The following is a 21,028-nucleotide window of genomic DNA, read 5'->3' on the forward strand; positions in this document are numbered from 1 at the left end:
CGAGGGCGAGTGCGCGGGTGGCGGGCAGGCGTGCGCCGGGGGTGAGGCGTCCGGTGCGGATGGCGTCGCGGAGGGCGCGTTCGAGTCCGGTGCGGCGTCCGTCGGCGGGGTCGAGGTCGAGGTGCAGGTCAACGCCCGAGTTGGCCCAGGGTTGTGGCACGGGTGGACCCTAGCGCGGGGGGTGTGGCGGGTCGTGGGTGGTGGTCGGGGCGTGGGGGTGTGGGGAGGTTCGCCGGATAATGGGCGGCCGGGTTTCGCGGGCCCGGATATCCTTGGTCCAAATGAGTACCACCTCCCACGCTGACCTGCGTCAACGTCTGTCCGTTCTCATGTCGCGGGACCAGCGGCGGCTGGGGCGCAGGCTTGACGGTGCGCGCAAGGTGCGCGATGAGAAGGCCCGTGCCGCGGTGCGGGCGGAGATCGAGGCGGAGATCGAGGCCGCCGAGCTGCGCGTGGCGTTGCGCCGTGAGGCCGTGCCGAAGGTCACGTATCCGGCGGAGTTGCCGGTGAGTGCGCGCAAGGACGACATCGCCGCGTTGATCCGTGATCACCAGGTGGTGATCGTGGCGGGTGAGACGGGGTCGGGGAAGACGACGCAGTTGCCGAAGATCTGCCTGGAGCTGGGGCGGGGGGTGCTGGGTCAGATCGGGCACACGCAGCCGCGGCGGTTGGCGGCGCGGACGGTGGCGGAGCGGGTCGCGCAGGAGTTGGGCACGCCGTTGGGCGGCGCGGTGGGGTACAAGGTGCGGTTCTCGGACCAGTCGGGGGACGAGACGCTGGTCAAGTTGATGACGGACGGCATCCTGCTGGCGGAGTTGCAGACCGACCGGACGCTGTCGCGCTACGACACGATCATCATCGACGAGGCGCACGAGCGCAGTCTGAACGTGGACTTCCTGCTGGGGTACCTGGCGCAGTTGTTGCCGCGGCGTCCGGACCTGAAGGTGGTGATCACGTCCGCGACGATCGACCCGGAGCGGTTCTCGCGGCATTTCGGGGACGCGCCGATCATCGAGGTGTCGGGTCGGACGTACCCGGTGGAGGTGCGGTACCGGCCGGTGGTGGACCCGGACGACCCGGACGCGGACCCTGATCGGGACCAGACGCAGGCGATCTGCGACGCGGTGCGGGAGTTGCAGGCCGAGGGGCCTGGTGACGTGCTGGTGTTCCTGTCGGGTGAGCGGGAGATCCGGGACACGGCGGAGGCGTTGGCGGCGTTGGAGTTGCGGGGCACCGAGGTGTTGCCGTTGTACGCGCGGTTGTCGTTCGGGGAGCAGCACCGGGTTTTCCAGCCGCACTCGGGGCGGCGGGTGGTGTTGGCGACGAACGTGGCGGAGACGTCGTTGACGGTGCCGGGCATCAAGTACGTGGTGGATCCGGGGACGGCGCGGATCTCGCGTTACAGCCACCGGTTGAAGGTGCAGCGGTTGCCGATCGAGCCGATCTCGCAGGCGTCGGCGAACCAGCGCAAGGGGCGTTGCGGGCGTGTGTCGGAGGGCGTCTGCATCCGGTTGTACAGCGAGGAGGACTTCGAGGCGCGGCCGGAGTTCACCGATCCGGAGATCCTGCGCACGAACCTGGCGTCGGTGATCCTGCAGATGACGTCGATCGGGTTGGGCGACATCGCGGCGTTCCCGTTCATCGACCCGCCGGAGGCGCGCAACATCAACGACGGCGTGCAGCTGTTGCAGGAGTTGGGCGCGATCGTCCCGGCGGAGCAGAGGTTGACGCCGTTGGGGCGGAAGCTGGCGCAGTTGCCGGTGGACCCGCGGTTGGCGCGGATGGTGCTGGAGGCGGACGCGAACGGGTGCGTGCGCGAGGTGATGGTGATCGCGGCGGCGTTGTCGATCCAGGACCCGCGTGAGCGGCCGAGTGACAAGCAGCAGGCGGCGGACGAGCAGCACGCGCGGTTCAGGGACCCTGATTCGGATTTCGTGGCGTACCTGAACCTGTGGGGGTACGTGCGGGAGAAGCAGAAGGAGCTGTCGTCGAACCAGTTCCGCAGGCTGTGCCGGGCGGAGTTCCTCAACTACCTGCGGGTGCGCGAGTGGCAGGACGTGTACCAGCAGTTGCGGCAGGTCGTGAAGACGTTGGGGGTGCACGTCAACGAGCAGCCGGCGGACCCGCGCACCGTGCACCTGTCGTTGCTGTCGGGTCTGTTGTCGCACATCGGTGTGAAGGACGTGCCGAAGCGGGAGGCGGGCAAGCGGGCGGCGACGGAGTACCTGGGTGCGCGCAACGCGAAGTTCGCGATCTTCCCGGGGTCGTCGTTGTTCCGCAAGCCGCCGCAGTGGGTGATGGCGGCGGAGCTGGTGGAGACGTCGCGCCTGTGGGGCCGGATGGTGGCGAGGATCGAGCCGGAGTGGGCGGAGAAGCTCGGCGCGCACCTGGTGAAGCGCACGTACAGCGAGCCGCACTGGGAGGCGCGGCGCGGGTCGGCGGTGGCGTTGGAGAAGGTGACGCTGTACGGGGTGCCGCTGGTGGCGTCGCGGAAGGTCGACTACGGGCGGATCGACCCGGAGGTGTCGCGGGAGTTGTTCCTGCGGCACGCGTTGGTGCAGGGGGAGTGGACGACGCACCACGAGTTCTACGAGCGGAACAAGCGGCTGTTGGCCGAGGTGGGCGAGTTGGAGGAGCGGGCGCGGCGTCGTGACATCGTGGTGGACGACGAGACGCTGTTCGACTTCTACGACCGGCGGGTGCCGGCGGACGTGGTGTCGGTGCGGCACTTCGACGCGTGGTGGAAGAAGGCGCGGCGCGCCACGCCGGATTTGTTGACCTTCGACAGGGCGATGTTGGTCAACTCGACGTCGGCGGTGACGCCCGAGGCGTACCCGGACCGGTTGACGCGGGGCGGGTTGGACCTGCCGTTGACGTACCGGTTCGAGCCGGGTGCGGCGGTGGACGGGGTGACGGTGGACCTGCCGCTGCCGGCGTTGACGGCGGTGCCGGACGATTCGCTGTCCTGGCAGGTGCCGGGGTTGCGCACGGAGTTGGTGGTGGCGTTGATCCGGTCGTTGCCCAAGCCGGTGCGCCGCAACTTCGTGCCGGTGCCGGACGTGGCGGCGGCGGTGTTGGCGGGTATCGGGGAGGACGAGCCGCTGCTGCCGGCGTTGGAGCGGCAGCTGCGGGCCCTGACGGGGGTGGTGGTGCCGCGTGGGGAGTGGCAGCTCGACCAGGTGCCCGAGCACTTGAAGCTCACGTTTCGGATCGTGGACGAGAACGACCGGGAGTTGGCCCAGGGCAAGGACCTGGCCGCGTTGAAGGCGAAGCTGCGGGGGCGGTTGCGTGAGTCGTTGGCCGCGTCGGCGAGCAACCTGGCCCGCACGGGCCTGACCACGTGGGGCGACGTGGGGGAGTTGCCGCGCACGGTGCAGCGTCGCCAGTCGGGGATCGTGGTGACGGCCTACCCGGCGCTGGTGGACAAGGGTGACAGCGTCGCGGTGGAAATCCTGGACACGCCGGGGCGGCAGCGGCAGGCGATGTGGCGCGGTACCCGGCGGTTGTTGCTGCTCAACGTGCCCTCGCCGGTGAAGATGCTGCAACGGGGCCTGTCGAACGCGGAGAAGCTGGCGTTGACGCGCAACCCGCACGGTGGTGTGGCGCCGCTGCTGGCGGACTGCATCTCGGCGGCGGTGGACGAGCTGCTGCGCGAGGCGGGTGGGCCGGTGTGGGACGGGGCGTCGTTCGCCGCGCTGACCGAGCGCGTCCGCAAGGGGTTGGGTGCGGCGGTGTTCGAGGTGGTGGGCGGGGTGCGCGCGGTGCTGGAGGCCGCGCAGGAGGTGGAGCTGCGGATCGGCGGGGTGCGCGGGGCGGTGTTCGAGGAGTCCCTGACCGATGTCCGGGCCCAGTTGAACGGGCTGGTGCACAAGGGTTTCGTCACGGAGGCGGGTGCGGCCCGGTTGGGGGACGTGCACCGCTACCTGCTGGGCATCGCGCGGCGGTTGGAGAAGCTGCCGGAGAACGTGCGCCGCGACCAGGAGTGGATGGACCGGGTGCACGGGGTCCACGCGGAGTACCGGGAGTTGCGGGCGAGCCTGCCCGCCGACGAGCCGCACCCGGAGTTGGACGAGGTGCGGTGGATGATCGAGGAGCTGCGGTTGAGCTACTTCGCGCAGACCATCGGCACCCGTTACACGGTGTCGGACAAGCGGATCTTCAAGGCGCTCGACGCGGTGCCGCGCTGACCCCGTCCGGCGGCTGACCCGGTCCGGCGGCACCGGTGGGGGTCACCAGCCGGCGAGGTCGGCGATGCGCGCGGCGACGGCGACGACCGGGAGGCCGTCGGTGGCGATGCGCGCGGTGTGCGGTGGGGCGTCGCGGTCGAGCGTGCGCGCGGCCGCGAGGCTGCGCCGCACGTGGGCGTCGAACAGGGAGCCGACCTCCCGGCCCGCCAGTCGTGCGCGCACGGTGTCCTCGGTGGCGGTGAGCAGCACGGACGTCACCCGCACGGGGTCACCCGGTCCGAGGGCGCGCACGATCATCGGCTCTTCCAGCACGCTGACCGTGTTCGTGTAGATCAGCCGGGTCTGGCCGAGTGCGGCGTAGTTCGCCCAGATCGCAGCCAGGTTGCGCTCGGTGATCGCGGTGCGGTGCGGGTCGTCGGCGGGGGCGGGGTGGATCTGGTCGAGGAAGTCGCCCTCCGCGTGGCAGTGCGCGGTGCCCCGCGCCTGCCACAGCGCCGAGACCTCCCAGCCGGCGGACGACTTGCCCACGCCCGCGCCACCGCCGATCAGCAGCAGTGCGCGCACGGCTGCCCGCACCCCTCCGGCAGCGACCGCAGCGCGTCGGCGACCGCGGTCCGGGTGCGCGCGTCGAGCGGTTCCAGCAGCCGTACGTGCTCGGCGAGCATCCCGTCCACCAGGTCGACGTCGGGGCGCTCCCGCGCCCACTGAGCCGGCACCGCGTCCACCGCGTCGGACATCCGCTCCTCCCGAGATCCCCACCCGCCGACAAGACCCCGTCAGAGCAGCCCCGGCAGCAGCGGCAGCGCGTTGACCGCCCCGTGCACCACCAGCAGCGGCCACAGTCGCCGGTAGCGGGCCCACAGCAGGCCCAGGAACACCCCGGTCACGCCCTGGTTGAGCACCGCCGAGGCCAGGTCGACGAGCAGGTCGCCGCGCCCCTGGATCGCGGTGTGCCACACCGCCCACAGCAGCGAGGACAGCACGATCGCCGCCCACGGACCCACCAGGACCTCCCAGCGGGCCTGCAACCAGCGCCGGTAGAACAGCTCCTCCAGCAGCGCGTTCGCCAGGAACCCCACGACCAGTGCCGCGAGCAGCACCAGGACGCCGTCGGCGGCCGGGTCGTCGACCGCGGGCGGCGCCAGGGGGGTCGCGTAGGACACCAGCAGCCACCCGGCCACCGGCGCCACCGGGGCCCACCGCGCGTCGGGCGGCGTCGGCGACCACCGGGACCGCCGCAGCAGCACCGCCGGCAGCGCGGCCAGCAGCGCGAGCTTCGCCACCAGGTACGCGGTCTCGCCCGGCACCAGGTGCAGCACCACCGCGAACGCCAGCGCCGCGCCCGCGAGCAGCCACGCCTGCCCCCGCACGCCCGCCGGTCCGGGGCGGGCCGGTTCCGGGCGTGCCGCGGGTGTCAGCAGCACCAGGGCGACGCCCACCAGCGCGGGCACCGACCGGGACCACAGCGGCACCGTGCCGTCGTGGTCGGCCGAGTACCGCACGCCCGTGTGACCGGTCAGCACCAGCAGCAGCGCCGAGCCGGCGAACACCGCCAGTCCCGCCCCCAGGACGGCGGCTCCCCCTGTGATCCGCACCCCACCACCGTAGGCCGGTGATCGACTCGGCGGCCCGCGTCCGGGCGGAAAGACCGCGATCGGGCCGACCGGCCTCGACCGTTCGGACCAGCGCCGCCCGGCGCGCCACCAGGCATGGGGGTCGGGCCCCGGTGGGGTCAGCGGACCTGGTCGCCGCCCGACCGGTGCAGCGTGATCGTGGTCCAGGCGCCCACGTGGACCCGGTCGCCCGGTCGCAGCGGCTCCGGCACGTGGGGCGGCAGCGGCTCGGTCGAGCCGTTCAACGTCGTGCCGTTGGTCGAGGCGAGGTCCACCACCGCCCACCCGTCGCCGGAGTCCACCAGCAGCGCGTGGTGGTGCGACACGCCCGGGTCCTCCGGCGGCCCCACCAGGTCGACGCCCGGGAAGATGCCGCGCGACCGGCTGCGCCGCCCGATCGTCACCTGGTCGCCCGCCAGGTCGAACCGGCGCGGCGGGCAGAACCCGGGGAACCGCATCGACTCCGCGTCCGGCCCGCCGGCCGCCACCACCCGGTCGAAGTACTCCCGGTCGGCTTCCACCGTCACGTGCCAGGCCGCCCGCGCCACCGCGGGCGACGACACCGGCACGGCGGGCACCGCGGCGAGCGCGTCGTGCCCGCACGCCTCGCAGAACCTGCCCACGCGCGGCGCGCCGCACACCGCGCACACCCCGTCGCGCACCACCGGCGGCACGCCGACCGTGACGGCCGACGCCGTCGCCGGCACCGCGGGGGCGTCCGCGTCGGCGATCGGCGCGCCGCACACCTCGCAGGAGTCGTCGGTCGTCGAACCGTGGCCCGCCGGGCACGTCGCCATCACTGCTCCCTCCCGACCCGCTTGGTCACCGTCGACCGGGTGTCCAGGGTCATCTCGTCGACCTCCGCCACGTCCGCGCGCAGCCGCACCGTGCCCGAGGCGGCGTCGCGCACCTCCACCACCGCGGCCAGCAGCTTCGCCGTTCCCGTGTTGCCGGACTCGTGCGCCAGCCGCACCGCGCGGCCCAGTCGCGCCGTCGCCCGGGCCGCGTCACCCGCGCGGCGCGCCCGCAGGCCCTCCCGGATCGCCTCCGCCAGTTCCGCCTGCCCCGTGTAGTGGGCCACCTCCGGGGGGATGCGCGTGGACAGCGCCGCGTCGTCGGTCCACACCGCCAGCACCCGCCCGCGCCCCGACACCACCCCGCCGGGCCCCACCAGGGCGATCCGCGCGGCCAGCATCCGCTCGCCCACCGCCGCGGGCCGCACCCGGACCGACAGGTGGTAGTCGCGGCTCTCCCCGGCCGCCCACGCCCCGGTCGGGTACTCGCCCGTGCGCGGGCCGGTGCGCCTGCGCCGCCCGGTCAGGTCCAGCAGCGCCGGCGCCACCTGCCGGAGGAACACCACCTCGGCGTGCCCGGGCGTCCACAGCCGCAGCGACACGTCCGCCACCGCCTTGCCCATCGCGGCGAGGGTCATCGACTCGAAGTCGCGCGCCAACCCCGCCGGGTCGGCCACGATGTCCACCGTGCCGAGCATCGCCTCGGCGATGCCCCGCAGCTCGGCGACCCGCCAGTCGGTGCCCACGCCCCGGCAGTCGCACGTGAAGCGCCCGGCCACCCGCTCCAGCACCGCCACCAGCTCCTGGGGCGACTCGTGCCGGTTCTCCCCGTCGGTCAGCAGGATCGCGTGCCGCGGCCCCGCACCCGACACCCTGCCGCCCGGACCGGCCGCGTCCGGCCCACCCGCGTCCGGCCCGGAGAGCAGGGCGTCGGCCAGCAGCAGCCACCGGCCCATCGCCGTGCCGCCGGCGGCGCGCAGCCGCCGCACCGCCCGCGTCGCCGCCGCCCGCGTGCGCGGCCCGGCCACCGCCAGGCCCGGGCCGGGCGGGTACACCACGCGCGCGGTGTCCGTGCCCGCGACCACCGCGAACCGCACCCCGTCGCGCAGCACGCCGAGCGCCGCCTCCGCGGCCCGCACCGCCTCGGCCAGCTTCTCCGGAGGGGAGCGCATCGACCCCGACGTGTCGAGGACGAGCACCTCGGCCGCGTCCGCCGCCGGTCCCGCCCGGGCCCCGCCGGTCGCCGTCACCGTCACGACCGCCTCGACCCGCCCGGCGCCGGCGGGCAGGTGCTCGTTCTGGCGGACCTCGACCGCGAACTCAGGAGCCACCGCCACCCCGCAGTTGGACGACGACCACCGTGATGTTGTCGTGCCCCCCGGCGGCCAACGCCACCTGAACCAGCGCCCGCGCGACCTCCAGCGGCGCCACCCGGCGCGCGATCGCCTCCGGCGGCAGCGCCGCCAGCAGGTCCTCCGGTTCCGGCACGTAGTTCCACAGGCCGTCGCTGCACAGCACCAGCAGCCCCGGCGTCTCCACCATGAACGTCACCGTCTGCGGCCCGGTCACCCCCGAGTCCGCGCCCAGCCAGCGCGACAGCACGTGCGCCCGCCGGTCGGTCAGCGCCTCCTCCTCGGTGAGCACGCCCTGCGCGACCAGCTGCGCCGCCCACGTGTCGTCCGAGGTCAACCGGGCCGCACCGGCCTCGGCCACCAGGTAGGCGCGGCTGTCGCCGACCCAGCCCACCGTCGCCGATCCGTCGGTCACCACCGCCGAGACGAACGTGCAGGACGGCGCCACCTCCGCCGCTTCCGGCCGGGCCAGCCGGGCCACCGCCGCGTTGGCCGCGACCACCGCCTCCGCCGTGGCCCGCTCCGCGTCGCGCGCCGACTGCAGGGTGCCCGACTGCAACCCGGTCAGCAGCACGTCCGCCGCCGTGTCCACCGCGACCTGCGAGGCCTGCTCGGCGCGTTCGGAGGACGCCACCCCGTCGCACACCACCACCGCCGTGCCGCGCCCCCGCACCCGGCCGAACGCCATCGAGTCCTCGTTGCGCCGCCGCCGCCGGCCCCGGTCGCTGATCCCCGCCACGCCGGGCAGCGCGAACTCCACCCGGTCGCGAGCCGAGGGCCGCTCCCGCCCGCACGCCTCGCAGGACCCGTCCTCGTCGAACTCGGCCCCGCCGCACGCGCACAGCGGCGGCCACTGCGACCCCGGCCCGCCCACGGGGGTGCGCCGCACCCGCAGGTTGCGCCCGCACGCCTCGCAGAAGCGGTCCTTCGGCGACACCGGCGCCGAGCACTCCGGGCACGTCTCCCCGCCCATCAGAACAGCGTCCTGGGCCGGACCGCGTTCGCGCGGTCGACGAGCGCGATGCGCTCCTCCGGGGTGTCGGCCAGCCGGGCCAGCTGCCGGTAGCAGCGCTCCAGCCCCAGCCGCAGCCCTGTCGGGGTCGGCTCGCACCCCAGCAGCCGCGCCGCGGGCGCCGGCCCGCCGTCGGGCGGCGACGCCCCCGACACCAGCGCCAGCGCCGCGCGCAGCAGCTCCGCCGTCAACCCGACCCGCCTCGCCACGTCCAACTCCAAACCCGACAACCTCGTCCCGGCCGCCAGCACGTCCGACAGCCGCTCACCGCCCGCCTGCGCCCGCACCGCCGCGACCTGCGCGGCCACGTGGTGGCTCGACGTCTCCGGCACCGAGTGCAGCACCCGCACCGCACCGTCGCGGTCACCGCCGGCCAGCAGCACCCGGGCCAGCCCGAACGCCGCCGACACGTGGGCCCGGCCGGTCCGCCACACCACCTCGTAGCCGGCGCGCGCCGCGTCCGCGTCGCCCGCCAGCTCGGCGGCCACCGCGACCGCCAGCTTGGGCGCGGCCTCGCCGGGCAGCACGTCGCGCACCCTCCCGAACGCCGCCCGCGCCTCGGCGGGCCGTCGCCGCAGCAGCGCCGCCACACCCCGGTACCAGCCGGGCCGCCAGTCGTCCTCCGCCGGGCCGCACGGGTCGTGCGGGTCCAGCGCGGCCGCCGCCACCAGCCCGTCCAGCTCGGCCACCGCCTCGTCGACCCGGTCGGCCTCCAGCAGCGCCCGCACCACCTGCAACCGCACCTCCACCGTGCGCACCGGCGCCGCCCGCAGCGAGGTCACCAGCTGCCCGGGGTCGCCCGAGGCGGCCGTGGCCAGGAACCCCGCCGCCTCGTCGGAGGTGTCCACCTGCGGCACCGGCAACCCCGACGCCGCCGCCCGCGCCACCACCGGCCCCTCCACGCCGAACGCCCGCCGCTCCGGCGTGAACTGCAGCGACAGCCCCGGTCGGGGCACGCCGTCCTGCTCCGCCAGCACCTCCCGCAGCACGCCGGTCAGCTGCTCGGCCATCTCCTCGGCCGAGGCGAACCGCTGCTCCGGGTCGCGGTGCGTCGCGCGCAGCAGGAACCGGTGGAACGAGTCGTGGCGGCGCAGCAGCGGCTGCTGCGCCGGCGTGGGCAGCGACTCCGTGAACGCGCCGCGGAAGTCGAACGCGAAACTCGTCACCGCCAGCGCGCGGCCCACCGTGTAGAGGTCGGAGGCCACCGAGGGGCCCACCGAGCCGATCTCGGGGGCCTGGTAGCCGATGGTGCCGTAGATGGGGGAGTGGCGGTCGTCGGCGCGGCGCACCGCGCCCAGGTCGATCAGCTTCAACTGCTCCTCGGTCTGGATCACGTTGTCGGGTTTGAAGTCGCAGTACAGCAGACCCAGCCCGTGCAGGTAGCCCAGGGCGGGCAGCACCTCCAGGGCGTAGGCGATGGCCTGCGCCACGGGCAGCGCCTCGGTGCCCGCGCCGGCCGCCCGCCTATTGTTGATCATGTCCTTGACGGAGGTCCCGCCGACGTACTCCATCACGATGTAGTCCACCAGTTCGCCGCTGACCCGGTCGGCGTGCCGCACGAAGTTGTGGATCTTGACGATGGTGGGGTGCTCCACCTCGGCCAGGAACCGCCGCTCGGCCATCGCCGCGGCCATCGCGTCGGCGTCACCGGAGTCCAGCAGGCCCTTGAGCACCACCCACCGGTCGCTCACCGCGTGGTCGGCGGCCAGGTAGACCCACCCCAGGCCGCCGTGCGCCAGGCAGCCCAGCACCTCGTACTGGTCGTGCAGCACCTCGCCGGGCGCGAGCTTCGGCGTGAACGAGTAGTGGTGCCCGCAGTGCGCGCAGAACCCCTCCACCCGGCCGGGCCGCCCGTCGCGACCGCGGCCCACCGGCGTGCCGCACGCCGAGCAGAACCGCTTCGCCTCGGGCACCTCCGGGTCGGTCAGCACCGCCGTCGTCGGGTCCCGGTAGGGCACCGGCGGCACCTCCACCAGGCCCGCGCCCAACCGGCCGCGCGACGGGGAACGGGTCGAGGAGCGCCACGACCGGCCGCCCGACGGCCCGGACGCGCCACCCGACCACCGCGCCGTCCCCGGCCCGGTGTCCGGCCCGTCGTCCGGCCCCGGGCAGGCGCCCGTGGGCACCGACCCCGTGGGCACCGGCCCGGGCGGGGGCGTGACGACGGGCGGCGCCTCCAACCCGCACACCTCGCAGAACCCGTCGTCCTCGACGTCCCCGCCGCACCCCGGCCTCGGGCACGTCCCCGCCCCGCCCCGCCCGCGCACGTCAGTCCCGGTAGACCGCGGCCGGCGGAGCGGGCGGCGGACCCAGCCAGCGGCCGTGGACCGCGGCCCACGTGCCGTCCGCGCGCAGCCGTTCCAGCAGCGCGTTGGTGAACCGCACGAAGTCCTCCGCGCCCTTCGGGAACGCCATGCCGTACGGCTCGGCGGTCAACCGCGGGCCCACCACCTTCGTGTAGGGGTCCTGGGCGGCGAACCCGGCCAGGATCGTGTCGTCGGTGGAGATCGCGTCCACCTGGCCCTGCTGGAGCATCACCAGGCAGTCCGTCCAGTTCGGCACCGACACCGCCACCGGTCGCGGCCGCGCGCGCGCCACGAAGGCCAGCGAGCTGGACCCCTTGGTGGCGCACACCTTCCGCCCGCCCAGCGACTCCAGGCCGATGGCCGTCGAGTTCGCCGGCACGAGCACCCGCTGTCCGGCCTGGTGGTAGACCGTGGAGAAGTCCACCCTCCGCCACCGCTCGCAGGTCACCGTCATCGTGCGCACCACCACGTCCACCTCGCCCCGCTCCAGGGCCGGGATGCGCTCGTCGGAGGTGAGCACCCTGAACCGGATCGCGGCCGGGTCGCCCAGCACCGCCCGCGCCACCTCGCGGGCCATGTCCACGTCGAAGCCCTCCAGCTCGCCCGAGGACGGGTTGCGGAACCCCATCAGGTAGGTGTTCTGGTCCACGCCCGCCACCAGCCGCCCGCGCGCCCTGATCCGGTCCAGGGTCGGACCGCCGGCCTGCGCGGTCGGGCGCAGGCTCGCCGTCGGGTCGCACGACTCGGGCGCCGCCTCGGCCGCGCTGGGCGGCGCGGTCAGCTCCACCGCGTCCGCCGGGCGCGGCACCTCCGCCGACGCGCCCCCGATGGGCGGCGCCGAGCTGGGCACCGGCGCGCACCCCGCGAGCAGGAGCAGCGCGACCGCGAGCAGCGCGGGCGGGGCCGCGCGCGGCCGTGTCACCGGTACTCCTTCAACCGCTGCCACACCCCGGACGTCGAGGCCGCCGCGGCCAGCAGCGCCAGCGCCGCCACCGCGACCACCACGCCCCGCAGCGCACCGCGCGCCTCGCCGATGGCGAGCGTCAGCTCCGCCCGGGCCGCCCCGATCGCCGCCAGCAGCTCCGAGTCCAGCGCGTCGAACGCGGTGGCCGCGCCCGCCGCGTCCTGGCCCAGCGCCACCGCCACCGCCACCGTGTGGTCGCCCCGCACGTCGGCCTCCCGCACCTGCCGGTGCGCCTCCCGCCACCGGCCGTGGTGCTCGACCGCCCCGTCCAGGTGCGCCGACGCCACCAGCCCGCGGGCCCTGGCCAGCTGCTCGGCCAGCACCCGGTCGGCCTCGGCGTAGGCGTTCTCGTAGTCCCCGCCGTTGCCGCGCGCCACCAGCGTCAGCGTCTCGTCGCCGCGCGCGGTCAGCGTCGCGATCCGCGCCCGCGCCAGCACGTCCACCAGCGTCGCCCCGTCCTTGGCGGCCGAGACGTGCGACACCACCAGCAGGCTGGCCCCCAGCGCCCACAGCAGCGACACCGCGGTCACCGCGGTCGCCACCACCAGACCCGGGTTGAGCACCCGGTTGGTGCGGCGGGTCAGGAAGCGCTGCGCCAGCACCAGCGCCGCCAGCGCCGCCGCGCCCAGCAGCAGCTCCGCCCACGGCGGCGACCCCGCGCCCTCCAGGTCGCGCACCACGTTCGCGTTCTCCACCCGGTACAGCTCCTGCGCCGCCGGCAGCAGCCGCGTGCGCATCAGCGTGGACGCCTCCCGCAGGTAGGCCGCGCCGACCGGGTTGCCCTGCCGGTTGTGCGTGCGCGCGGTCTCCACCAGCCCCGTGTAGACGGGCAGCTGCCCCGACAGCGTCGCCAGCGCCCCCCCGACCCGCTCCGACCGGGCCGTCCCGCTGGTCGCCGCCGACAGCGCGGCCGCCGCCTTCGCCACGTCGTCCTCGTAGCGGCCGCGCAGCGCCGCGGACTCCACCCCGCCCGACAGGAACGCGCTGGCGGCGGTCGCGTCCGCGTCGGCCATCGCCCGGTACACCTCCTGCGCGGCGAACGCGAGCGGCTCGCTGCGGTCGGCCAGCGCCTCCAACGCCGCCGAGCGCCGCTGCACCGACAGCGCCGTCACCGCGCCCACCAGCAGGCTCACCACGATCAGCAGCAGCGCGAGCAGGCTCAGCCGCCCCGGTGTGCTCCGTGCCAGACCGGTCACCCGGTTCAACCCGCCCCGGCTCCGCGGGACCTCGACCAGCACGACCGCCCCCTTCCCGGAAGTGATCGGCGCCACTCGCCACACCCACAGGGTAGATCGGACCCGACCCGACCGGGACGCGATCGGCCCACCACGGCGCGGCGTCCGCGGTGGTCGCCGTGATCGTCGCGGCGCACGTGGGCGACCTGCGCCCGGACGGCGGAGAGCGGGCGACCGGACGCGCCACACCCCCGCCCGGGCCCCCACCCCGACCTCATCCGGAGGTTCGGCACCGACCGCCCCGCCGCCCTCCACGTGCTCGACGACCACCACCCGACCAGCCACCACCGGGTGGTGGCCCGATCCTTCCGGGTCCTGACCTCCGGACCACTGGCCGCCGGCCGGGACGTCGACCACCATCAGAGTTATGAGCCGAACGCGCGCCATCAGCCAGACCACCCTGGGCGGCCCCGAGGTGCTGACCGCGATCACCCGCCCCACCCCCGCGCCCGGCCCCACCGAGGTCCTCGTCCGGGTGCGCGCCGCGGGCGTCAACCCGGTCGACGCCAAGACCCGGCGCACCGGCGGCAGGCTCGGCGAGCCGCCGTTCGTGCTCGGCTGGGACGTCTCCGGCGTGGTCGAGGCCGTGGGGGAGGGCGTCACCGTGCACCGGCCCGGTGACGAGGTCTTCGGGATGCCGCTGTTCCCGCGCGAGGCCGGCGCCCACGCCGAGCACGTCGTCGCGCCCGCCCGCCAGTTCGTGCGCAAACCCGACGCCCTCGACCACCCGCACGCCGCCGCCCTGCCCCTGGTCGGCCTCACCGCGTGGCAGAGCCTCGTGGACACCGCCGGGCTGCGCGCCGGGCAACGGGTCCTCGTGCACGCCGCCGCCGGCGGGGTCGGCCACGTCGCCGTGCAGATCGCCAAGGCGCTCGGCGCGCACGTCACCGGCACCGCCAGTGCCGCCAAGCACGACTTCGTCCGCGGCCTGGGCGCCGACGAGGTCGTGGACTACACCGCCGTCGACTTCGCCGACGTCGTGCGCGACGTGGACGTCGCCTTCGACACCGTGGGCGGCGACGTCGCGGCCCGCTCGGTGCCCGTCGTGCGCGACGGCGGCATCGTCGTCACCATCCTCGCCCCCGCCCTGCCGGCCGCCGCCGACGCCGCGGCCGGTCGGGTGCGCACCGCCGCCGTGCTGTGCGAACCGGACCGGGTCGGCATGCTCGCCCTGGCCGACCTCGTCGAACGGGGCCTGCTGCGCACCGAACTGGACACCGTGCTGCCGCTGGACCAGGCGGCCAGGGCGCACGAGCTGATCGAGTCCGGCCGCACCCGGGGCAAGATCGTGCTCCTGCCCTGAGCACCACCCACCCCGGCCGCGTCACCGTGCGGGCAGGACGCCGTTCAGGCCGCGCGCAGCCGTTCCCGCACCGTCATCAACGCCTGACCCAGCAGGTTCAGGCCCCGCCAGGCCGCCGGGTCGGCCGCCCGCTCGTCGTCCTCGGCCAGCCCGATGCCCCACACCCGGTCCACCGGACTGGCCTCCACCAGCACCCGGTCGCCGGTGCCCAGCAGGAACGCCCGCAGGTCGTCGTGCGCGCCGAACTTGCCCAGGTTGGCGCGCACGACGAGGTCCACCCGGTGCGCGACCCACGTGTCCTCGTCGAAGCCCCGCACCTGCCGACCCAGCGCCTTCGCCTCGCCGGGCGTGCGGGCCCGCAGCACGCGCCCGGCGGTGTCCCCGTCGCCGAACAGCAGCGCCTTGCCGACCATCATGTGGTGCTCGGCGGTCGGGTAGGTGCGGCCGTCCTCGGTGAACGGCGCCTCGAACCACTGGCTCAGGCACTGCTTGCCGACCGGCGCACCGGGCCGCGTCCGGTGCCCCCAGAAGAACAGGTATTCCTCCACGGACGCGAACCCTGCCACACCCCCCGCCCGCCGGGTCGACCCGCGGCCCCGCCGCGGTGCGCTACCGACCCCGCCCGACGGGCGCGCCGAACCACGTCGGCAACCGGTCCAGCAGGTCCCGCTGCCGCTCGCCGACCCACGCCACGTGCCCGTCCGGCCGCAGCAGCACCGCGGGCGCGTCCGACTCCCCGCTCACGTCGACGACGTGGTCGACCCGGTCCTCCCAGCCCGCCACCGACAGCCGGCCGGTCCGGTCGAGCAGCAGCCCGCGACCGCCGTGCATCAGCCCGTAGAGGCGCCCTCCCGTCAACGCCACGTCGCGCAGCCGCCGGCCGAGCAGCTCGTGCCCCCCGCCGAAGTCGTAGCGGACGGCGGTCGCGGTGACCTTCTCGACCAGGTGCCGGTTCACCTCGTCGAAGTCCATCAGCTCCGACACCAGCCGGCGCACCGCCCGGGCACCCGGGTCCGGCGACATCAGGTGCATCTGCGCGCGGGTGTCGTCCAGCACGGCGGCCGCCACCGGGTGCCGTTCGGCGTGGTAGCTGTCCAGCAGTCCCCTCGGCGCCCACCCGCCGACCTCCGCGGCCAGCTTCCAGCCCAGGTTGAACGCGTCCTGCACACCCAGGTTGAGCCCCTGCCCGCCCGTCGGGGGGTGGACGTGCGCCGCGTCGCCGGCCAGCAGCACCCGACCGACGCGGTACCGCTCGGCCTGCCGGGTGGCGTCGCCGAAGCGCGACAGCCAGCGCGGCGAGTGCGCGCCGAAGTCGGTGCCCGCGACCAGCCGCAGCCGCCGCGTGAACTCCTCGAAGGTCGGCGGGACCGCGCGGTCCTGGGCCACGCCCTCGGCGGGCACCACCACGCGGTGCACCCCGCCGCCGAAGGGCGTGACGCCGAACCGGAGCTGGGTCGTGCGGACCTCGGCCACCACGGCCGCCACCGTCTCCGGCGACGCGGCCAGCTCCATCTCGCCCAACAGCGTCTCGACCCGGGCGGGCTCGCCGGGAAAGGCGACGCCGAGCAGCTTGCGCACCGTGCTCCGGCCGCCGTCGCAGCCCACGAGGTAGCGCGAGCGCAACCGCGTGCCGTCGGCCAGCACGACGTCCACGCCCTCGTCGTCCTGCTCCAACCCCACCACCCCGACACCGCGCCGGACCTCGACGCCGACCTCCGCGGCGCGCTCGGCCAGCAGGCGCTCCGTCACCGTCTGGGGGATGCCCAGGACGTACGGGTGCGTGGTGTCCAACTCCGGCGACGGCTTGGCGATGCCGGCGAAGAAACCACCGACCGGGTACCGCTGCCCGTGGGCCAGGAAGCGGTCCAGCAGGCCGCGCTGGTCCATCACCTCGACGCTGCGCGCGTGCAGGCCGAGCGCGCGCACGACCCGGGTGGGCTCCGCCTCCCGCTCCAGCACGAGCACGCGCACGTCGTGCAGCCGCAGTTCGGCGGCCAACATCAGACCGGTCGGCCCGCCACCGGCCACGATCACGTCGATCACGAAGTGTTCCCCTGTTCCGCGACAGCGCGTTCCGGCCCGCGGACCACCACGCGCACGCGGCGCGGTCACCGTGTTTCCGCAGGTACCGGCTTCGGGCGGAAATTCTGCGGTACCACCCGGGTCTTGCCGCAAGACCACCGGTGCGCTATAAGTTGGACATGGCGGGAAGCGGATGACGCTCCCCGCCATCGCCTCGTCCGGATCGGTGCCCGCCGCACCCGCCACCCGCCACTAGCGCGGCGGCAGCGGCAGGGGCAGCGCGGGCAGCCCGTCGATGCTGACCGCGTTGTACCGCTTGCCCGCGCAGTAGGCGGCGAACTCCTCGTCGGACCTGCGGCCGAAGTGCTCCACGTGCAGCGTCCGGTCGCCCCGGTAGTCCATGAGCGGCACGGCGAACCCGCACGTGTCGCTGATCAGCTCCGCCGTCACCACCACGACCGCGCGCAGCCCCGGGCCGTCCGCCTCGCCGAACCCCGCCACCAGCTCCGCGAACCGCGGGTCGTCGCGGAACACCGGCTCGCCCGTCCCGTGCACCCGCACGATGTTCGGCGGCCCCTCGAACGCGCACCACATCAGCGTGATACGGCCGTTCTCCCGCAGGTGGGAGATCGTCTCGGCGTGGCTGCCGCCGAAGTCCAGGTACGCCACGCGCCGCTCGTCGAGCACCCGCCACGTACCGCTGCGCCCCTTGGGGGAGACGTTCACGTGCCCGTCCGCCGCCAGCGGGGCGGTGGCCGTGAAGAACACGGGCTGCGCCTCGATGAACTCCTTGAGCCGTCCTTCGATCCGGTCATAGGTCTTTCCCATGCGGCCAGTATCGCCGCGTCAGCACGCGGCGACGACGGACCTCGCGCCCCGTGGGACCGGTGAACGACCGCACACCGCCACGCCACGCCGGCGAACGGCATCCGTCCGCGATGCGGCAGCACGACATCGGCGTCATCGCGATCCGGGCCCACCGATCCGGGGCCACGCGGCCGGCCGACCCCGAAACCCGTTGCCGGCGGGGAGCGCCGGCAACAGACTCCGGTGATGGCCCCCGAGATCCGACGCTCCCTGGTCGTCCACTCCCGCCGGCTGCGACGCGACCCGCACGCCGTGCTGGGCGCACTGCTGGACCGCCTGCCGCCCGGCACCGACCCGGACGCGGTGACGGCGGACCTGGAGGAGCGCGTCGCCGCCCTGCTCGGCAAACCCGCCGCCCTGTTCTTCCCCAGCGGCACCATGGCGCAGCAGACCGCGCTGCGGGTGCACGCCGACCGCACCCACCGGCGCACCTTCGTCGCCCACCCCCAGTGCCACCTCGCGCTGTGGGAGGAGAGCGGCTACAACGCCGTGCACGGGCTGCGGCACAAGGCCGTCGGCGACCCGCAGCGGCTGCTCACCACCGCCGAACTCGACGAGGTCCGCGAACCGGTCGCCGCACTGCTGCTGGAACTGCCGCAGCGCGAGATCGGCGGCGTGCTGCCCGAGTGGGACGACCTGGTGTCGCAGACCCGCTGGGCCCGCGAACGCGGCGCCGCCGCGCACATGGACGGCGCCCGCCTGTGGGAGGCGCAGACCTACTACGAACGCCCGCACGCCGAGATCGCCGCCCTGTTCGACACCGTCTACGTCTCCCTCTACAAGGGACTGGAAGGGGTGCGCGGCGCCGTCCTGGCGGGCGACCGGGACACCATCGACACCGCCTCGGTGTGGCGCAAGCGCCTCGGCGGGGCCATCCCCGACGCGTGGCCGCTGACCGCCACCGCCCTGATCGGCCTGGACGAGCTGCTGCCCAGGATGACCGAGTTCCGCGACCACGCCCGCGCCATCGCCGCCGCCATCAACGCCGACGGCTACGCCCGCACCCACCCCGAGGTGCCGCAGACGCCGATGTTCCACGTCCACCTGCCCGCGCCGAAGGAAACCGTGACCGCCGCCGCCGAGCGCGTCCTCGCCGAGACCGGCGTCGAGCTGCCGACCCACGCCAGGGCCGCGGCCGACCCCTCCCGGTGCAGCATCGAGATCACCGTCGGCATCGTCACGCTGGAGTTCGAACCCCAGGAGGTCGCGGAACTGCTCCGCCGACTGCGCTGAACCCCGATCCCGCCCCCGGTCAGCCCCCGCCGGAGCCCCCCGCGCGGAGCGCGTCGAGGTTCCGGCGCAGCAGGTCGCGCTCGACGTCGTTGCCCGCCAGCGCCAACGCCCGCCCGAAGGCGCCCGCCGCTTCCCCCGCCCGGCCCAGACGGCGCAACAGGTCGCCGCGCACCGCGTGGAACAGGTGGTAACCGGTCAACGGCAGATCCTCCACCAGCGCCAACGCCACCCCCGGCCCGTCCAGCTCGGCGACCGCCACCGCCCGGTTCAACGCCACCACCGGCGACGGCGACAGCACCAGCAGGTGGTCGTAGAGCGCCACGACCTGCGACCAGTCCGTCGGCGGCGGGTCGCTGTGCACCGCGTTGATCGCCGCCTGCACCTGGTAAGGGCCCGGCCGGCCACGCCGCAGGCACCGGCGCACCAGCTCCCGCCCCTCGACGAGCAGGTCCCGGTCCCACCGCGACCGGTCCTGCTCGGCCAGCCGCACCAACCCGCCGTCCGGGCCCGTGCGCGCCGCGCGGCGCGCGTGCAGCAGCAGCATCAGCGCCAGCAGGCCGATCACCTCCGGCTCGTCGGGCATCAGCTCCGCCAGCAGCCGGCCCAACCGCACCGCCTCCACGCACAACCCGTCGCGCACCAGGACGTCACCCGAGGCCGCCGAGTAGCCCTCGCCGAACACCAGGTACACCACCGCCAGCACCGCGCCCACCCGATCCGGCAACTCCGCCCCGCCCGGCACCCGATAGGGGATGCGGGCGTCGCGGATCTTCGCCTTGGCCCGCACCAGCCGCTGCGCCATCGTCGCCTCGGGCACCAGGAACGCCCGCGCGATCTCCGCCGTGGACAACCCGCCCAGCAACCGCAGCGTCAACGCCACCCGAGCCGCCGGGTTCAACGCCGGGTGACAGCACGTGAAGATCAACCGGAGCCGCTCGTCGACCACCACGTCCTCCTCCACCGGGCCCTCCTCCGCCGGTTCGCCCCGCCCGGTCAACCGCGCGGCCTGCTCGTGCCGCGATCCGCGCGAGGACTCCCGGCGCAGCCGGTCCACCGCGCGGTTGCGCGCGGTCGTGATGATCCACCCCGCCGGGCTGGGCGGCACGCCGTCCGCGGGCCACCGGCGCACCGCCTCCACGAACGCGTCCTGGACCGCCTCCTCGGCGATGTCGAGGTCGCCGAAGACACGGGCCAGGACGGCCACCGCCCGCCCGTGCTCCGCCCGGAAGACGCGCTCGACCGGCTCCTCCCCTCGCACGCCTAGCCCTCCCGTAGCGGCCGGACCTCGATCGGCAACGTGATGGCCACGCCGAGCCGCCGCCCCCACTCCAGCGCCGCGTCCAGGTCCGGCACCTCGATGACCGTGAAACCGCCCAGGTGCTCCTTGGTCTCCACGTACGGGCCGTCGGTGACCAGCACGTCACCGGTGGCCGTGGGCCGCAGCGTGGTCGCGGTGTCGGGGGAGTGCAGACCCGCGGCGAACACCCACACGCCCGCCTCCCGCATCGCGTCGTCCACCGCCCGCACGTCGACCATGATCCGGTCCAGCGCCTCGGGCTCGGGCACGCCGCCGGTCGGCTGCACCACGCTGAGCAGGTACTTCGCCATGTCGTCCTCCTCTAAGGGGTCGGTTCCACCCCCTACACGAACGGCACCCGGCCGGATCGACACCCGACGAGGAGAACTTTCCGGCGGATTCGGCCCCGGTGCTCCAGCACGACGCCGAGCACCCGCACCGGCTCCGCGCGCTCGGCGGCCGACAGCGGCGCGAGCAGCGCGTCCTGCGCCGCGGCCTGCACCCCGTCCAGCTCCCGCAGGTGCGCCAGCCCGACCCGCGTGAGGCTGACGACGTTGCGCCGCCGGTCGTCCGGGTCCGGCGCGCGCTCGACGCACCCCTTGCCGGCCAGCTCGTTCACGGTGGCCACCACGTCGCTGCGGTCCAGCCCGGCGCGCCGCCCCAGCTCGGCCTGGGTCGCCGGGCCGAACTGCTCCAGCGCGGCCAGCAGCCAGTAGTGGTAGCGGCGCGCGCCGACCGCACCGAAACCGTCCGCGACCAGCCGCGAGGCCAGCGTCGCGGTCCGGTTCAGCAGCCGGCTCGGCGCACCGCGCAACCGGTCGGGCGCACCCCTGCTCCCCACGG

18 protein-coding genes are annotated in these 21,028 nt (G+C 75.0%); 3 read left to right on the forward strand and 15 right to left on the reverse strand.

All coding sequences use genetic code 11. The features are described 5' to 3' along the window. Positions 1-281: 281 nt before the first annotated feature. Entirely contained in the window at positions 282-4,187 is a 3,906-nt protein-coding gene (gene hrpA / locus CKY47_RS33860; RefSeq protein WP_306750441.1) for an ATP-dependent RNA helicase HrpA, read from the forward strand. Positions 4,188-4,229: 42 nt separating this feature from the next. Here hrpA and CKY47_RS33865 read toward each other — a convergent pair whose 3' ends face one another. From CKY47_RS33865 to CKY47_RS33905, 9 genes are all read right to left on the reverse strand, one after another. Next, positions 4,230-4,751, reverse strand: a complete 522-nt coding sequence (locus tag CKY47_RS33865) for a hypothetical protein (RefSeq protein ID WP_306750442.1) — start codon at positions 4,749-4,751, stop codon at positions 4,230-4,232. Next, entirely contained in the window at positions 4,733-4,924 is a 192-nt protein-coding gene (locus CKY47_RS33870) for a hypothetical protein (protein ID WP_306750443.1), read from the reverse strand. Before CKY47_RS33870 ends, CKY47_RS33865 begins: the two co-directional genes overlap by 19 nt. A gap of 39 nt (positions 4,925-4,963) precedes the next feature. Continuing rightward, positions 4,964-5,782, reverse strand: a complete 819-nt coding sequence (locus tag CKY47_RS33875; RefSeq protein ID WP_306750444.1) for a CPBP family intramembrane glutamic endopeptidase — start codon at positions 5,780-5,782, stop codon at positions 4,964-4,966. Between the two features lie 137 nt (positions 5,783-5,919). Continuing rightward, a complete protein-coding gene (locus CKY47_RS33880) occupies positions 5,920-6,597 on the reverse strand; it encodes an FHA domain-containing protein (protein ID WP_306750445.1) in 678 nt (225 codons plus the stop codon). Then, positions 6,597-7,925 (reverse strand): vWA domain-containing protein, encoded by a 1,329-nt coding sequence (locus CKY47_RS33885; RefSeq protein WP_306750446.1) that lies wholly within the window; start codon positions 7,923-7,925, stop codon positions 6,597-6,599. Before CKY47_RS33885 ends, CKY47_RS33880 begins: the two co-directional genes overlap by 1 nt. Next, positions 7,915-8,919, reverse strand: coding sequence for a protein phosphatase 2C domain-containing protein (locus CKY47_RS33890; protein WP_306750447.1), 1,005 nt, complete (start codon positions 8,917-8,919; stop codon positions 7,915-7,917). Before CKY47_RS33890 ends, CKY47_RS33885 begins: the two co-directional genes overlap by 11 nt. Continuing rightward, entirely contained in the window at positions 8,919-11,225 is a 2,307-nt protein-coding gene (locus CKY47_RS33895; protein WP_306750448.1) for a tetratricopeptide repeat protein, read from the reverse strand. Before CKY47_RS33895 ends, CKY47_RS33890 begins: the two co-directional genes overlap by 1 nt. A gap of 1 nt (position 11,226) precedes the next feature. Beyond that, on the reverse strand, positions 11,227-12,186 hold the full coding sequence (locus CKY47_RS33900) for a glutamate ABC transporter substrate-binding protein (protein WP_306750449.1): 960 nt from the start codon (positions 12,184-12,186) through the stop codon (positions 11,227-11,229). Further along, positions 12,183-13,499: a GlnX family signal transduction membrane protein gene (locus CKY47_RS33905; protein ID WP_306750450.1), complete on the reverse strand. Its 1,317-nt coding sequence runs from the start codon at positions 13,497-13,499 to the stop codon at positions 12,183-12,185. Before CKY47_RS33905 ends, CKY47_RS33900 begins: the two co-directional genes overlap by 4 nt. Positions 13,500-13,830: 331 nt before the next feature. On the opposite strand from CKY47_RS33905, the gene CKY47_RS33910 reads away from it, so the two are divergent. Next, complete coding sequence (locus CKY47_RS33910) at positions 13,831-14,766, forward strand: NADP-dependent oxidoreductase (protein ID WP_306750451.1); 936 nt, start codon at positions 13,831-13,833, stop codon at positions 14,764-14,766. Positions 14,767-14,810: 44 nt separating this feature from the next. Here CKY47_RS33910 and CKY47_RS33915 read toward each other — a convergent pair whose 3' ends face one another. From CKY47_RS33915 to CKY47_RS33925, 3 genes are all read right to left on the reverse strand, one after another. Beyond that, on the reverse strand, positions 14,811-15,314 hold the full coding sequence (locus CKY47_RS33915; RefSeq protein ID WP_306750452.1) for a riboflavin biosynthesis intermediates N-glycosidase: 504 nt from the start codon (positions 15,312-15,314) through the stop codon (positions 14,811-14,813). 61 nt (positions 15,315-15,375) lie between these two features. Next, the gene (gene rox / locus CKY47_RS33920; protein WP_306750453.1) at positions 15,376-16,809 is read right to left on the reverse strand and encodes a rifampin monooxygenase; all 1,434 of its coding nucleotides are present in this window, start codon (positions 16,807-16,809) and stop codon (positions 15,376-15,378) included. Positions 16,810-17,040: 231 nt separating this feature from the next. Beyond that, positions 17,041-17,616 carry a pyridoxamine 5'-phosphate oxidase family protein gene (locus CKY47_RS33925; protein WP_306750454.1) on the reverse strand — a complete coding sequence of 192 codons (576 nt, stop codon included), beginning with the start codon at positions 17,614-17,616 and terminating at the stop codon, positions 17,041-17,043. Between the two features lie 225 nt (positions 17,617-17,841). On the opposite strand from CKY47_RS33925, the gene CKY47_RS33930 reads away from it, so the two are divergent. Further along, a complete protein-coding gene (locus CKY47_RS33930) occupies positions 17,842-18,888 on the forward strand; it encodes a threonine aldolase family protein (RefSeq protein ID WP_306750455.1) in 1,047 nt (348 codons plus the stop codon). Positions 18,889-18,907: 19 nt separating this feature from the next. Here the strand turns inward: CKY47_RS33930 and CKY47_RS33935 are convergent, their stop codons facing one another. The 3 genes from CKY47_RS33935 to CKY47_RS33945 are packed head-to-tail and all read right to left on the reverse strand — an operon-like array spanning position 18,908 to position 21,026. Next, positions 18,908-20,146 carry an RNA polymerase sigma factor gene (locus CKY47_RS33935; protein WP_306750456.1) on the reverse strand — a complete coding sequence of 413 codons (1,239 nt, stop codon included), beginning with the start codon at positions 20,144-20,146 and terminating at the stop codon, positions 18,908-18,910. A gap of 2 nt (positions 20,147-20,148) precedes the next feature. Then, positions 20,149-20,496: a YciI family protein gene (locus tag CKY47_RS33940; protein ID WP_306750457.1), complete on the reverse strand. Its 348-nt coding sequence runs from the start codon at positions 20,494-20,496 to the stop codon at positions 20,149-20,151. Positions 20,497-20,528: 32 nt separating this feature from the next. Next, on the reverse strand, positions 20,529-21,026 hold the full coding sequence (locus CKY47_RS33945; protein ID WP_306750458.1) for a MarR family winged helix-turn-helix transcriptional regulator: 498 nt from the start codon (positions 21,024-21,026) through the stop codon (positions 20,529-20,531). Between the last annotated feature and the right edge of the window lie 2 nt (positions 21,027-21,028).

Origin of the sequence: Saccharothrix longispora (genome assembly GCF_030852425.1) — a bacterium.
GTDB classification, from domain to species: domain Bacteria; phylum Actinomycetota; class Actinomycetes; order Mycobacteriales; family Pseudonocardiaceae; genus Actinosynnema; species Actinosynnema longispora.

What these genes read in the sequence shown, in the direction of transcription:
- CKY47_RS33890 (WP_306750447.1), bottom strand. Translation starts at nt 8,919, where the DNA reads ATGGGCGGGGAGACGTGCCCGGAGTGCTCGGCGCCGGTGTCGCCGAAG.
- CKY47_RS33940 (WP_306750457.1), bottom strand. Translation starts at nt 20,496, where the DNA reads ATGGCGAAGTACCTGCTCAGCGTGGTGCAGCCGACCGGCGGCGTGCCC.
- CKY47_RS33930 (WP_306750455.1), top strand. Translation starts at nt 17,842, where the DNA reads ATGGCCCCCGAGATCCGACGCTCCCTGGTCGTCCACTCCCGCCGGCTG.
- CKY47_RS33880 (WP_306750445.1), bottom strand. Translation starts at nt 6,597, where the DNA reads ATGGCGACGTGCCCGGCGGGCCACGGTTCGACGACCGACGACTCCTGC.
- hrpA (WP_306750441.1), top strand. Translation starts at nt 282, where the DNA reads ATGAGTACCACCTCCCACGCTGACCTGCGTCAACGTCTGTCCGTTCTC.
- CKY47_RS33870 (WP_306750443.1), bottom strand. Translation starts at nt 4,924, where the DNA reads ATGTCCGACGCGGTGGACGCGGTGCCGGCTCAGTGGGCGCGGGAGCGC.
- CKY47_RS33925 (WP_306750454.1), bottom strand. Translation starts at nt 17,616, where the DNA reads ATGGGAAAGACCTATGACCGGATCGAAGGACGGCTCAAGGAGTTCATC.
- CKY47_RS33910 (WP_306750451.1), top strand. Translation starts at nt 13,831, where the DNA reads ATGAGCCGAACGCGCGCCATCAGCCAGACCACCCTGGGCGGCCCCGAG.